The organism is Paenibacillus sp. CB74 (assembly GCF_055687625.1).
The window spans coordinates 590,464-605,494 of record NZ_CM146009.1 but is presented as its reverse complement, the minus strand read 5'-3'; the positions used below and the strand labels follow the sequence as shown (position 1 = coordinate 605,494).

The window sequence follows — 15,031 nt, the reverse complement described above, 5'->3', positions numbered from 1 at the left end:
TGCTGTAATGCCGATATACATAAGATTCGCAGCTATGCGACATGGAATTAAGATACGCCCTACATTTATGTACATTTAGGAGGAAGTCATGCGTCACATTTGGCACGTTTACAAAACAGACTGGTTGCATATTCTGAAGGTTCCCACAGGTATATTTCTAATTGTGGCTATCATCTTACTGCCCGGGGTGTATGACTGGGTCAACGTGAAGTCCGTATGGGACCCGTACAGTAACACCCAGGGGATCAAAATTGCAGTGACAACTGAAGACGAGGGTGCAACTGTTGCAGGAACCAATGTCAATATCGGAGACGAACTGGTATCCAGCCTCAAACACAACGAAAAGCTGGGCTGGACTTTTGTAGATCGGGCTGAGGCCAGTCGAGGTGTACAAACTGGAGAGTACTATGCAAGCCTGCTCATTCCCGGAGACTTTTCGTCCAAAATTACAGGTATTGTTGACGGAAAGCTGGAGCGTCCAGAGGTAATCTATACTGTTAATGAGAAGGTGAATGCCATTGCTCCCAAAATCACAGGCTCTGGTGTATCTGCCATAACAACACAAATCAATGAAAATTTCACTGAAGCCGTCAGTGAGGCCGTTCTTACCAAGTTGAAGGAAGCCGGGGTTGAAATTAACACCCAGCTTCCAACTTTGCGCAAGATGGAGAATGGCATTTTCACCCTGGAGAAAAATCTTCCGGCCATCCAAGCCGCGGGTCAAAAGGTACTGGAAGTGGAAAAAGCCATGCCTGAGATTGTAAAAGATGCTCAAAAGATCGTCGAAATCGAAAAAAAACTACCTGAAATCAATGAAGCGGCAAAGTATGTGCTCAAGGTGCAGGAGTATTGGCCACAAATTAATGATGCGGCTTCGGAAGTGCTGGCTATTCAAGGGCGGATACCGGATATACAAAAAGCGGTAGAACGCATTCGAGAAGTGGATGAAAACTTTGGTCAGGTATCAGTTGTCATTCAAACAGCCCTGGATAAAACCGACAAGGCTCTCTCTATCGTAACGGCCGCAGAACAAGATCTGTACAAGGTATCCCAAATCGCTGGCAACGGGATTGAGCTGGCTGAAGGCTTGAATCAATTTGTAGATTCAAGTGAAGAAGCGTTCCAGGCTATTGGCCCAACGATCCGCCAGAATCTGCTGCTAGTGCAGCAGATTACCAACGCTGCTGGAGAAGTATTTTCCCAATTGCAGGATTCGGATCTTGATAACCTGCCCACAGCAGAAGATCTGGACCGGATTGCTGCACGTTTGGGGAATGCGGTAAAACTTGTCGACAGTATGGCAGAACTGCTGGGCAAAATAGACAATTTACTTCCAAGCCACCCACTTACCGAACAAATTCAGCATTTGAACTCCGTTTCAGATAAACTGCAGTTGCAAATCCGGCTGGCTGGCATCATCAGTGATGCCATGCGCCGCAATACAACGCTACCCGCAGACGTCGTCGCTCAGTTAAATTTGCTCTCCAAAGACATTAGCAGCGGCATTGGCAATCTCTTGACTACGTATGAAAGTGACATATCACCGGCTCTATCGGCTGGCGTGGATAAATTGCGGTCCATCCTCTCCACTTCTTCAAGTGCAATGCAAGGAGCAAGAGATCGAATTCCGGATATTGCGGACATTCTTGCATCTGCCAAAGAAGGGATTACGTTTGGACAGACCGAGTTGACGAAAATCCAGAGCGACCTGCCTCAAATCCAATCCAAGATCCATGAGATATCAGAGACACTCGCAAGCAAAAGTGAAGGTTTTATTCAAGCTTTGAACACCGTCTCTTCCTTAATCCGGACCGATCTGCCCAAATTGGGAACCAAACTGAACGAAGCGGCTGATTTTGTTCGTCATGATCTGCCTAATGCCGAGAAACAAATAGGCAAGGCATCCGATTTTGTTCAGAACCAGCTTCCGGAGGTCGAAAAAGGAGTCCATCGTGTTGCCACACTGGTACGTGATGATCTGCCAGCATTGGAAAGTGCCATCAGCAAAGCGGCAGACAAACTTAGAGAAGTCGAAGGTAATAACCAGTTTGCCGAGCTCGCCAAACTTCTGCGCGGCGATATCGAAGAAGAGAGTGCTTTCCTTGCAAGCCCAGTGCAAATCAAGGAACAGCAGCTTTACCCGATTCCGAATTATGGATCGGCCATGTCACCATTTTATGGCGTGCTGTCCTTGTGGGTCGGCTCGACACTGCTGATTTCTCTGCTTCGTGCCGAAGCTGAGAATCCAGAGGGCAAGTTCCGGGGATATGAGTTATATCTTGGACGCCTCGCTACTTTTCTGACCATTGGGTTGCTTCAGGCGATATGCGTCACCCTGGGAGATATCTTAATCCTGGGTACCTATGTCGCCGATAAACTGTGGTTTGTCCTGTTTGCCATGTTGGTGAGTGCCGTATTTGTCACCATCACGTACACCCTGCTGTCCGTTTTTGGAAATATCGGAAAAGGGATCGCCATCATCTTTATGGTGTTCCAGTTCTCCAGCTCTGGCGGTACGTTCCCAATCAGCATGACATCCCCCTTTTTCCAGGCATTGAATCCGTTCATGCCCTTCACGTATGCGATCAGTCTGCTGCGTGAGTCGGTCGGCGGTATATTGTGGTCTACTGCCATCAAGGATATTCTGTGGTTGTGTTTGTTCATCGCGCTGAGTCTCATTGTTGCTCTCGCTTTGAAACGCCCACTCAGCAGTCTCACCAAACGTTCAGCCGAGAATGCCAAGAAGACCAAAATTATTGCTTAACTCATTAGCTTGACACAAATAAAGATAAGGCCATAGGACTTTCCATCCCATGGCCTTATCTTATTTCATTATGAGAATCGCTGCATCTTGATTATTTCACTGACCGGTCCTGTTCCAATTGATCATAGGATTGCTTGATTGTTGTTAATGTTTCTACGTGGCGATAGATGTTGTTACTTGCCGTAACGATAACACATAACATGATTAAGCCTATAATCGCTTTTTTCCCCAATCCCGGACGCAGGCTGATGACGAAACCTCCACCCAACAGGAAGAACGCAAACAGATAGTGTCCCGCATACAGGTACATATCATATTGAAATACTGCCAGACCAAAGCCCACGACTACATGAAGCAAAAAGGCAAACAGAATATATGGCACAAGTGTCCACACTTCACGTTCACGAATGCCCTTGATGAAGCCCATGAGTGCCAGTAATAAAATAAAGATACCTGTAATCTGTACAACGATTGGATTGGAACGGGATAGATCCGTAACAAAGGCAGCCATGCCCGGGTCCAGTAAATGCATCTTCGGTGTCATCATCGGATTGATGGTTAACATGTTCAATGCTTTCCAGTGAATGGCGAACTGGAATGGTGTTGCATAGCTAGTTCCACCATTTTGAATGCCCAATAGCCAGTTACTAACCCAGCTGCGACCTCCAAATGCAACATATTGAACACCTGTTAATACGGCAATCATCAGAACTGCCAGTGCCATGATGCCGATGTATTTTTTCAAATTCGCCTTATCACGCCATGCATGCATATTGAAGAAATTGGCACCAGCAAACGGTACGATATTGGTTGAGGTTAATCCGAAGTTAATCGATGCAAGCAATGCATTGGGTACATATCGTACGTCCTGACGCTCACGCGTATACTGCATGTAAACCACGGAGAACAGAATAACGAACTGTACATAAGGATACGAGTCCGGGATCAACGCAGTATACATGAGGTAGGAACTGAAACCAAACAGTAAGGCGAACAGCAAAGGTATAATCGTCGGTCTATCTTCTTTTTGACTCAGGAAGAGATACGCCAGCACTACCGAACCTGCATTCACCAGCGATTGCAAAATTAGAAAGAACCAGTTGCCTCCCAGCAGCTTCGCTACAGCCGCAACGGTGACTGCCAAAAAGGAAATCAGCGGATGAATAACAGAAGAACTGTTGTCCCCATAATACATTGAAGGATCAAAGTTGAATATATTGAGTGGAAACAGCGTCGTATTAAAAGGGCTATACTTCCCAAGCAATTCCGCATTATTTTCAATGTACAGAACGTACGAGCCGTTCATTAAACCATAAAATAGAGCAAATCCTGCAAACAGGTAAAAGGCTGTCCAGTTGGCTCTGCGATTATAAAATAAGTAGTCCAAAAATTTCATGCTATCATTCACATCCAATAAATTTTATAAAAAACCATCATAATTTGAGCGATTGGAAGGTCATTCTGTCATCGCAGTGTTCGTGTATATAATGGATGGTTCAAATTAGAGCACCAATAAACATAGGCCCCCCATAATACACGCCACGCCAATCCAGCGTAAAGGCCCTACTGCCTCTTTAAATACCAGCATCGCAATGATCAGAGTCCAAACATAGGTTAATGCGTTGGCAGGCAGTACTACGGTTAATGGGAGAAACTTCAACAATACAATATTCAGCAACGCACCGGTTCCGTAGAATCCGAGTCCCATGAGTACATGCAGACGATTGCGACTAGATGCATAAGCCTTCAGTCCAGCCCCGCCCAGTGCACCACACAATGTCATGACAACTAAAACGGCAACCATCCAGCTATCGATCAACACTGGTTAATGTCACCCCGATTCCAAGCAACACAACTGCTGCCAGCTTCTGCACCGTAATTTCTTCCCCAAGCAAAAAATATCCATAGATTAAGGCAAATACGTAGCTGGCACACATCAGAGGATAAGCAACAGAGAGTTTTTCCAGAGCAAAAGCTTTAATCATCAAAATCGCTCCAAGTCCATAACACAGAAAACCAACACCAAGGTAAATCCACTCGGTTAGTCCCCATTTCCAGAACAATTGACCCGTTGCTGTCAGAAATGCGGAGACGAGCATCAACCATTTACCGGTATGACGCGATTTTATTTCCCCCACGTTAATGCCTCCATGTCCGGAACACGCTTGTTAATAAAGTATCGTTGACTCACTAGCTGCATGACTGGAAGATCGGATAAGGAGTCCGAGTAGGAACATGACTGGTCATAGTCAATGACCATATCCTTCTCCCTCAGATAAGCCTGAATTCGGCGTACCTTCTCTTCCCCTTTGCAATTGCTGCCATCAATCCTGCATGTGTAACCATTCGCATGACGGACAAGTTCAGTTCCGATGACATGATCCACCCAGGGGAAGTTTTTAAAGTATTTCATATAGGCATGCGGAGATGCAGTGACCAGCAAGACATGATATCCTGCTTCTTTGCGATGCTGCATCTCTACACTGGCCTCGGCAAATATGGACGTACGCAAGCGAGTATCAAAGAAATGTTCCAGATCTTTTTCAGACATACGCTCAATTTCTTGAAAGTAGGATCGTTTGACTTGTTCAACAGTCATGAAGCCTGCCTTGAATAAAACAGTATGTAATGCGATGACAGGTAATCTCCATACCTGCCACGGGTAACGGCGAACACCGTAGTGCACAAATTGAAACATGGAATCACTGCGTATAATTGTTTTATCAATATCAAAAATTGCGACTTTCGTGCTTTTCACCCTGATCCCCCTCAGCCTTTATTCAAAGATAGTAAAAATGGTAACAACACTGATCACATACAAAATCACCGTAATTAATATGGGCTTGTCCTCAAACAGTACACGATCGGGCGAGCCTCCCTGGTTCTTCATGTGGATCAGATACAGATAACGGAACATGCCGTAAATGACCAGTGGAATGGTCCACATGAGATGGATGGTCCGGTCTGAAGTGAATGTGAATAGAGAGTAGCTGATAATCGTAGCTGTCGTCACAATCGTATTGAATTGATCCAGCAACGTAATGGAGTAGTTGTCTAAAACCTTACGGTGCGATCCCGTATTCCCCTCAAGCAGCGTAAGTTCATTTCTGCGTTTGCCAATGGCCAAAAACAATGACAACAGCATGGTACAGATCAAAAACCACGGTGTGAATGGTACATGGATCAGCACACCACCTGCAATGGCACGAAGTACAAAGCCGGCTGCAATGGTCATCATATCCAGGATAACGAGATGTTTCAGCACAAATGAATATGATACATTCAATAGGAAATAAACAATACATAACACGCCGAATAGAGGGTTCATCATGAAGGCCGTTCCGACGGAAAGGATTAACAGAATAATACCAAACAATAAAGCATGACTCGGATTTACCTGCCCAGAAGCCATCGGACGATACTTTTTCACCGGATGCTGTCGATCCCTGTCCCGATCTACAAAGTCATTTAAAATATAAACACAGCCTGCAACGAAGCTAAATAGAATAAAACCAAGCAAAGTCGCAAGAATGGTTTCAGCCCGAATCTCCTCAAAAGAGAATAGTAACGCAGCAAATAACAGCAGATTTTTAGTCCACTGTTTGGGTCTTAACAATCTGAATAATCCTGACACTGTACTTCCTGTTCCTGTAGCCGGTGAGGATACCGTACTCGTTCGTGATGATAACAATTGTAATAACTCCCTTCAAAAACAACTTCTGTATATAAGAAATAACGTAAAGATCTAATCATATGTTGCTTGTATAATTTTGTAAAGGGAGTAAATGAAAAAAATCTAATATAAACATAAAAAAAGAGACCGTTACCGGTCTCTTTGTTCTCACACATGATTAATCTATAGGGTACTACAATTAAAATTCGAATTGCACGTCGCTCAGACGACGTTTGATCTCAGCAATAACGCGTTTCTCTTCTTCTTCACCTTTAGCTTCAAAGGTTACGGAGAAACGAACAAAGTTACCAGCATCATCCCAAGGTACGGATGAGATCAATTTCTCACGGATCAGGAATTGGGAGAAATCTTCACCGGATTCAAAGCGACGTCCGCCAACCACACCTTTTGGTGCTTCCACATACAGGAAGAATGAACCTTTAGGTTTTTCAGCCTGGAAGCCCAGTTCGTTCAATGCGGCAACGAGCATGTCGTGACGACGGGAATATTTCTCTGCAATTTTCTCCGTAATTTCTGGATGATTCAATCCATAAGCAGCAGCCTTTTGAATCGCAATGAACTGACCGGAGTCATTGTTGTCCTTCACGTCGCTGAATGCTTTGACTACAAGCGGGTTACCCGCTACGAATCCGATTCTCCAACCCGTCATGTTGTAGGACTTGGATAGAGAGTGCAGCTCTACGCCGACATCCTTCGCTCCAGGTACGGACAGGAAGCTGAACGGTTTTTTGCCATCATACGTCAATGCTGCGTATGGCGCATCATGTACAACCACTACGTTATATTTCTTAGCCCACTCAACAACTTCAGTGAAGAACTCCACCGTTGCGCTTGCGCCTGTTGGGTTGTTCGGGTAGTTCAGGTAGAGCAACTTCGCACGCTTTGCGATGTCTTCCGGAATAGCCGTCAGATCAGGCAGGAAGTTGTTCTCTTTCGTCAATTGAATGTTGAACACTTCTCCACCCAGATATTTAGTGTGTGTACCCATAACCGGGTAACCTGGAACGGTCATGATTGTCACATCACCCGGATTGATGAAGCATGAAGGCATCATCGCCAAAGCCGGTTTGGAACCAATGGAGTGCACGATTTCAGTATCAGCATCGATACCTTCTACGTTAAATACGTTTTTCAGGTAAGAAGCAGCAGCAGCCTTGAATTCAGGAATACCATTGTCGGCATAACCACGGTTCTCAGGTCTGGAAGCTTCTTCAGCAAGTGCAGCTACAATGCCTGCATCTGCCATTTCATCCGGTTCACCTACACCAAGGTCAATCAGTTCCACATCGGGAAAATCTTTTTTGGCCGAAGCTTTGGCACGTTTGATTTTCTCGAATTTATAAATGTTCGTGTCTTTACCATAGTTGGAGCCACCGATACGGTCGGCAAAATTAGTCTGAATGTAAGTTTCTTGGTATTTATCGATACTCATAACGTTGTTCATCTCCTCATTTGACGCAAATTTCTACACTTTAATATGAAGCATTTGCGTGATCAAAGCCATGGACAAAGTATCCGAACATTTGTACTTTCTTGGAACGGTTAACGACTGCGTAGTGAGGCCAGAACGTCTTCTATATCCTGAGGAAGCGGAGCTGAGAATTCAAGATATTCTCCCGTTGTTGGATGCACAAATCCAAGAATGGCCGCATGAAGTGCCTGTCCTTGCATTTTGATGCCTTTATTCCGTCCGTACGTTGGATCTCCTACAAGCGGGTGACCAATAAATTTCATGTGAACCCGAATCTGGTGAGTACGTCCTGTCTCCAGTTTCAGTTCAAGTAAGGTGTAATCTTTAATGCGCTCTGTAACGGTAAAATGCGTAACGGCATGTTTACTGTTACGATCCGTGACCGTATACATTTTGCGGTCATTGGTATCTCGTCCAATTGGTGCATCAATGGTCCCTTGATCATGGTTAAGATGACCATGCACGAGCGCAATATAACGTCTATTCACCGTATGGTCTTTCAACTGAGCAGCCAGTGATGCATGAGCACGATCGTTCTTGGCAGCCATGATCAGGCCGGATGTATCCTTATCGATACGATGCACAATACCAGGGCGCAACTCCCCATTAATACCCGAGAGGTCATTGCAGTGATACATGAGTGCATTAACGAGGGTACCGGACGTATGTCCTGGTGCTGGATGCACCACAAGACCACGCTGTTTGTTAATCACGATCAAGTCGCTATCTTCATATACCACTTCCAGTGGAATATCTTCGGCAACGATCTCCACAGCTGTTGGTTCTGGAATCTGTAACTCGACCAGATCCCCTTCGGATAACTTGGCATTGGCTTTAACCACAGCACCATTGACCGTAACCATTCCGTCTCCGATCCACAATTGAACTTGGGAGCGAGATACGTTATCTACCGCTTCCGTAATATATTTGTCAATTCGTTCTTTTTTATGTTCAGCGGCAACGGTCCATTCCATACGTTCATTGCCATTCATTAGTTCTTCGTCGTTAATCTGTTCCTTATTCGGATTACTCATGATGTTCATTCCCTTCAATCTTCGCGGCAGCTTTTTCGCGCCGTCCTTCAAGTAACGTCTCCACAATGATCAACGCTACACCGATGCAGATTGCAGAGTCTGCGATGTTAAAAATGGGAAACGTATAACTTCCAAAATTAAGTTGTACAAAATCCACAACTTCTCCGGTCAATGCCCGGTCAAGGAAGTTGCCAATTGCTCCACCAAGCACCAAACTAAGCGCCACAGGCAGCAATTTGTGCGGGGTATCTTTTACTTTTTGCAAATACCAAATCAAGGCAACGACCACAATCAACGTAACCACGATAAAGAACCAACGCTGGTCCTGCAGAATGCCAAAAGCTGCTCCTGAGTTACGATGTGATGTGATGACAAAGAAATTGCCGATTACCGGAATTTCTTCTCTGAGTTCCATCCGGGTTGCAATCAGATACTTGGTTCCCTGATCCAATAAAAATACGATAAAAGCGAGGATATAATACACCACGTTTGTTTGTCACTCCGTTCTTGTCTTTTCCAAACGATACCAGGCTTACGCCAGACTTGTTTATTGTAGCACAGCTGTTTGGAAATCGTCCACGACGCGGATCACAATGCTTATGGCAAAAACGATAACATTTCCCTTCTGTAATCTTGCCCATAATGGCACATCCTACAATAGAGTCAACATCCGGATTCCAGCATGAAATCAGAAAGGGGAAAATCATGTCACATTTTACTGCCGAACAACTGCATTTTTTACGTTCCCAACTGATGTCCGATAAGCGCGATATTGAACATAGACTGTCGGAAAACGAGCATTATGGCCTTGGAGACTCCCTTAAACTACAGACAGGTGAACTATCACCGATTGATAACCATCCTGGCGACTTAGCCACGGAAGTGTATGAGCGCGAAAAGGATATTTCCCTGTTGGAACATGATGAATTCCAATTGGAGCGAATCGATTCTGCACTGCACTCCATCGAAGAAGAACATTATGGTACATGTGCAGTCTGCCAGCAACCCATTCCTTATGAACGCATGGAAGCTGTTCCTTATACGAAATACTGCAAAAAACATCAACCGGAAACCGTTGTCTCCGAAAACCGCTCTGTAGAGGAAGAGTTCCTCGCCCCGGCATTCGGTCGAACCAGTCTGGACGAGCGTGATGACCAAAACGGCTTCGATGGTGAGGACACCTGGCAGATTGTTGAAAGCTGGGGCACATCGAACTCACCAGCCATGGCTGAAGGACGCGATATCGACAGCTATGATGTTATGGCCATTGAAGCCACCGATGAAGTGGAGGGCTGCGTTGAAGCGTACGAAAGCTTCGTTGCAACAGACATCTATGGTCATGACGTATCCATCGTGCGCAATCGGCAATATCGCCAGTATCTGGAGAACCGTGAGGGCGAGGGTCTGTTAGAACCGGATATGGAGACCGATGACATTTACTAACTGTAACTTAATATCATTCACCTTAATTGCTTAATAGGTGTTCATATCAAGCTGACGCTGGACAATACGCACAATATCAGCGATGTAGTCTCCAACAATGGGAAGATTGAGCGCCCCGAGTAGCTGTAAAACGTAAATAATTGTTGCTGCGAAAAAGGTAAAACCAATGGCGATCCCCACACCTCGTGCGGCTCCAGACAGCAAGTTAAGCCCGATTAATTTCCATGGTCTGTTCAGCAATTCTGTGTATTGCGCAATCCGTGAACGTTCCAGTTCATTCGCCAGACGGTTAGTCAGGGTATGCAGCTCTTCAATTTTGTCTTGTGGATTCAGATGATCTGATGTTGATGGTGTAGCCGCCGTTGCTGTTTGCTTGTCATGTTCGCTCATGTTTTGGTCAGTTCCTTTGATCAATATAGATTGACTGCACTATAGAATCATTTCCTTTTTGCCTAAAAAACAAACGAGCCCAGAATCAGGGAAAATGTCCCTTCCTCTGCGGCTCGTTTATTTATGCTCTATATGCTCTCCCTGTTGAATGGGAAATGCTTCGAATTATGCTTCGATGTAAATACCGATCGATTTGCCTCCGGCTTCAACACGTTCCATGGACTCTTTCGAGCCAAATGTCACTTCGGTTACGAGAACATTCTCACGCAACACATCATCAAATGCTTGAATAGCTTCCTGAAGGGATGCATCCACATCCAATGTCAAACGTACTCTTTTCTCGATCGGCAAGTCCAGTCGTTTCCGGGTATCCTGCACAGCACGAACCACTTCACGAACCCAGCCTTCTTGTTCCAGTGCTGCTGTGATTTCGGTATTGAGCGCAACCGTCAGACCGTAACCTGATGCCGAAGCAAAACCAGATTTGGCCTGTTTATCAACCAATAATTCTTCGCTCGTCACTTGCAGCTCTTCGCCTTCCGGAGAAACGATGTTCAGCACACCTTCCGAAACCACTTTACGTGTCTCATCGGCCGACATTCCCTTGAAGAAGTTTTGCAGGAATCCTACGTTTTTACCGTATTTCTTACCTGCAACTTTCAGATTCAGCTTCAATGTAAAGTCAACGAATTCCGCATCGTTATGCTCCGTACGGATTCCTTTTACATTGATCTCTTCCTTGATGATCTCTTCATAACTTGCCAGGTCAAAGCCTTTATCCAGGGAAACAATCAATTCGGACAGCGGCTGACGTGTCTTGATGCCGGTTTCGTTACGAACGTTACGGGCAAGTTCAACCACACGGCGAGCCGTCTCCATATCCTGTTCCAGTCCTGCATCAATTAGAGATTCATTGGCTACCGGATAATCTTCCATGTGCACACTCTCGCCTGTTGCAAGGTTCAGATAGATATCCTCTGCGAGCATCGGTGTAAACGGAGCAACCAGTTTTGCAGTAGTCACCAATACCTCAGTCAATGTGCGGTAAGCATCCAGTTTATCCTCTGTCAGGCCACTTCCCCAGAACCGGTCACGGGAACGACGGATATACCAGTTACTCAGCTCATCGACAAATGCTTCAATCGCTTTGGAGGAGTTCAGGTAGTCGTTAACCAACAACGCTTTTTCTACAACCAGAATCAGACTGTTCAGCCTCGACAGAATCCAGCGATCCAGCTTGTGTGCGGACAGTTGGAACGGATGCTCCTGTGGATCAAATCCATCGATGGTAGCATATAGCGTCAGGAATGCATGGGTGTTAACCAGTGTATCCACCATTTTGGATTTTGCTTCGCCTACGATCCCTTTGGAGAAACGTTTACTGTTCCACGGTGCACTGTCAGACAACAAAGCCCAGCGGAATGCATCGGTACCGTATTCTTCAATTACTTCCCAAGGATCGATCACGTTACCTTTGGATTTGGACATCTTCTGTCCGTTCTCATCAAGAACGTGTCCTGTAGCCATAACTGCTTTGTAAGGCGCTTTGCCTGTCAAAAGGGTGGAAACCGCCAGCAAGCTGTAGAACCAGCCACGTGTCTGGTCAATCCCTTCACAGATCATATCAGCAGGATACTGCTGTTCGAATACTTCTTTATTTTCAAATGGATAGTGCTGCTGGGCAAACGGCATGGAGCCGCTGTCGAACCAGACATCGATCACTTCCGGTGTACGTTTCATCTCATATTTGCCACAAGAGCTCATGACTTTAACGTCATCCACATATGGTTTATGCAATTCAAGATTCTCAGGCACATCCCCTACCGCACGGGCACGTAATTCTGCAATGCTGTGTGGAGCAAATTGTTCACCAGTCTCCTCGCACACCCAGATGTTCAGCGGAGTTCCCCAATAACGATCACGGCTGATGTTCCAATCCACCAGATCCTCAAGGAATTTACCGAAGCGACCTTCACGAACGTGACCCGGGTACCAATCCACTTCACTGTTGTTGGCAATCAATTGGTCCTTGATGGCTGTTGTTTGGATAAACCAACTGTCCATTGCATAGTACAGAAGCGGTGTATCACAACGCCAGCAGAATGGATAGCTGTGCTCATATTTTTCTTTGCTGAACAAACGTCCATTCTCAGACAGATATCGCACGATATCAATATCACAATCCTTCACGAAACGTCCGGCAAAGTCAGTAACCTCAGCGACAAATTTACCTTCCAGGTCCACCATGTTCACAAAGCTGATTCCATTCTCACGGCACACACGGTAGTCATCTTCACCATGGGCAGGAGCCATGTGTACGATACCCGTACCACTTGCATCCGTTACAAAGCCTGCGCCCAGAATGATGTTGGCTTTCTCAGCCTGAACGTAGTTGAACGGAGGATCATACGTTTTGCCAACCAGATCGGCACCTTTCAGTGCACCAATGATCTCATACTCACCCTTGGTATCTTTCATTACTTTCTCTACCAAATTCGTTGCCATGATGTACACTTCATCACCTTGACGAACACGGGAGTAGTCCATATCCGGATTCACGGCAAGTGCGACGTGTGAAGGCAGTGTCCAAGGTGTCGTTGTCCAAGCAAGCACGAATTCTCCGCTGTCATTCAGCTTGAATTTTGCTGTAGCGCTCAGGTCTTTGACGTCTTTGTACCCTTGTGCAACCTCATGGGAACTCAGTGTCGTCTGGCAAGATGGGCAATACGGGCTCACACGATGGCCCCGATACAGCAGGCCTTTCTCATGGATTGTCGCGAGGATGTTCCATACACTCTCAATGTAGTTGTTATCAAGGGTGATATATGGGTTATCCATATCCGTCCAATATCCGATACCCTCTGTCAGATCACGCCATTGTTGCTCGTACTCGAATACACTCGCTTTACATTCGTTAATGAATTTCTCAACACCGTAATCTTCGATTTCCCACTTGTGGGAGATGCCAAGCTTCTTCTGTACACCCAGTTCTACGGGCAGGCCGTGTGTATCCCAACCCGCTTTACGAACAACACGGTAACCCTTCATCGTGTTATAACGACCAACGAAATCCTTGATTACGCGTCCCAGTACGTGACCGATATGCGGTTTTCCGTTCGCTGTAGGCGGCCCTTCATAAAATACAAAGTTTGGCTTGCCCTCGCGGTTTTCGATGGATCTTCTAAATGTATTCTCCGTTTTCCATTTATCCAACACGCGTAATTCTCTGGCACGTGCCTTCTCTTTGACGTCAACTCGTTGCATGGTGATCATCTTCCCTTTCTTTGGTTAAGATTGTGGACCGTCCACAAAAAGCGTTTCAATCCCCCTAAATCCCCCTTGCCAAGGGGGACCCCATAGGCGCTCCGCCCTCTGGACACCCGGGATGGCTTGTCGATTGGGGGACAGTTGCGCCGCTTGTGGGCGAGGGTTTATGTGCGTGGTGGCGGCCATTTTGCGGCTTGTTCCCTGCGTGAACGCCGCATGGCCTTACCGCGAGGCGGGTGTTGCCGGGTGCTTCGCTCTCCCGGCGGGCGGCTCTCTCCTTGAGGCACCTTCGGGCCTCATGGACGTTCGCCTTAGCGAACCCTGTGTGCCGGGTGCTTCGCTCCCCCGGCGGGCGGCTCTCTCCTTGGGGCACCTTCGGGCCTCATGAACGTTCGCCTTAGCGAACCCCGTGTGCCGGGCGCTTCGCTCCCCCGGCGGGCGGCTCTCTCCTTGAGGCACCTTCGGGCCTCATGGACGTTCGCCTTAGCGAACCCCGTGTGCCGGGTGCTTCGCTCTCCCGGCGGGCGGCTCTCTCCTTGAGGCACCTTCGGGCCTCATGGACGTTCGCCTTAGCGAACCCTGTGTGCCGGGTGCTTCGCTCCCCCGGCGGGCGGCTCTCTACCTGAGGTCCCTGCGGGCCTCATGGACGTTCGCCTTTTTTGGACACAAAAAAGCCCCATCCCTGGAAAGGGACGAGGCTATACTCGCGTTACCACCCTAATTCTGTTCATCACAAACCACATCCAGGCAAGCCTGGGTATGCTCTGTCATCAACAGCGCTTATGCCCCGCTAAACTACCGCAGGGTGCCGTTATAACGTACGGCTTACGGTTCGGCTTACACACGGCAATCACGATCACCGCTTCAGCGTCACTTCTCCGGGGAGATATTCGGCTATAACTCATCCATTGGTTTGCACCAACCACCAACTCTCTGAGGGATGAGATCATAACGTACTGAACCCGTCA

Annotated in this window: 12 protein-coding genes and 1 other annotated feature (1 of these 13 cut by a window edge); of the genes, 2 read left to right on the top strand and 10 right to left on the bottom strand. The window is 46.7% G+C overall.

Annotated features, from left to right (window positions below; genetic code table 11):
• The first annotated feature begins 88 nt into the window (after positions 1-88).
• Positions 89-2,764, top strand: a complete 2,676-nt coding sequence (locus tag ACX9NY_RS02690; RefSeq protein WP_472476981.1) for a YhgE/Pip family protein — start codon at positions 89-91, stop codon at positions 2,762-2,764.
• A 91-nt stretch (positions 2,765-2,855) separates the two neighbouring features.
• Here ACX9NY_RS02690 and ACX9NY_RS02685 read toward each other — a convergent pair whose 3' ends face one another.
• The 8 genes from ACX9NY_RS02685 to lspA all read right to left on the bottom strand — a co-directional run bounded on the left by ACX9NY_RS02685 (position 2,856) and on the right by lspA (position 9,450).
• Positions 2,856-4,160 (bottom strand): DUF6080 domain-containing protein, encoded by a 1,305-nt coding sequence (locus ACX9NY_RS02685; RefSeq protein ID WP_339256397.1) that lies wholly within the window; start codon positions 4,158-4,160, stop codon positions 2,856-2,858.
• Between the two features lie 105 nt (positions 4,161-4,265).
• The gene (locus ACX9NY_RS02680) at positions 4,266-4,586 is read right to left on the bottom strand and encodes an EamA family transporter (protein WP_339256399.1); all 321 of its coding nucleotides are present in this window, start codon (positions 4,584-4,586) and stop codon (positions 4,266-4,268) included.
• Entirely contained in the window at positions 4,573-4,863 is a 291-nt protein-coding gene (locus ACX9NY_RS02675) for an EamA family transporter (RefSeq protein WP_197997836.1), read from the bottom strand. Before ACX9NY_RS02675 ends, ACX9NY_RS02680 begins: the two co-directional genes overlap by 14 nt.
• Before the next feature lie 26 nt (positions 4,864-4,889).
• Positions 4,890-5,522, bottom strand: a complete 633-nt coding sequence (locus tag ACX9NY_RS02670; RefSeq protein ID WP_339256401.1) for an HAD family hydrolase — start codon at positions 5,520-5,522, stop codon at positions 4,890-4,892.
• Between the two features lie 18 nt (positions 5,523-5,540).
• Complete coding sequence (locus tag ACX9NY_RS02665; protein WP_339256403.1) at positions 5,541-6,455, bottom strand: decaprenyl-phosphate phosphoribosyltransferase; 915 nt, start codon at positions 6,453-6,455, stop codon at positions 5,541-5,543.
• 181 nt (positions 6,456-6,636) lie between these two features.
• Entirely contained in the window at positions 6,637-7,890 is a 1,254-nt protein-coding gene (locus tag ACX9NY_RS02660; protein ID WP_036674844.1) for an LL-diaminopimelate aminotransferase, read from the bottom strand.
• Between the two features lie 110 nt (positions 7,891-8,000).
• Positions 8,001-8,963 (bottom strand): RluA family pseudouridine synthase, encoded by a 963-nt coding sequence (locus ACX9NY_RS02655; protein WP_445252911.1) that lies wholly within the window; start codon positions 8,961-8,963, stop codon positions 8,001-8,003.
• Positions 8,956-9,450 carry a signal peptidase II gene (lspA, locus tag ACX9NY_RS02650; RefSeq protein ID WP_091028497.1) on the bottom strand — a complete coding sequence of 165 codons (495 nt, stop codon included), beginning with the start codon at positions 9,448-9,450 and terminating at the stop codon, positions 8,956-8,958. The genes ACX9NY_RS02655 and lspA overlap by 8 nt, the downstream gene beginning before the upstream one ends.
• Positions 9,451-9,668: 218 nt before the next feature.
• On the opposite strand from lspA, the gene ACX9NY_RS02645 reads away from it, so the two are divergent.
• Positions 9,669-10,406, top strand: a complete 738-nt coding sequence (locus ACX9NY_RS02645; protein WP_472476977.1) for a TraR/DksA C4-type zinc finger protein — start codon at positions 9,669-9,671, stop codon at positions 10,404-10,406.
• Positions 10,407-10,436: 30 nt separating this feature from the next.
• Here the strand turns inward: ACX9NY_RS02645 and ACX9NY_RS02640 are convergent, their stop codons facing one another.
• Positions 10,437-10,796, bottom strand: a complete 360-nt coding sequence (locus ACX9NY_RS02640; protein WP_472476975.1) for a DUF5665 domain-containing protein — start codon at positions 10,794-10,796, stop codon at positions 10,437-10,439.
• Positions 10,797-10,961: 165 nt separating this feature from the next.
• The gene (ileS, locus tag ACX9NY_RS02635; protein WP_472476973.1) at positions 10,962-14,060 is read right to left on the bottom strand and encodes an isoleucine--tRNA ligase; all 3,099 of its coding nucleotides are present in this window, start codon (positions 14,058-14,060) and stop codon (positions 10,962-10,964) included.
• 688 nt (positions 14,061-14,748) lie between these two features.
• Positions 14,749-15,031: a binding site (T-box leader), on the bottom strand; it runs 10 nt beyond the window's last position.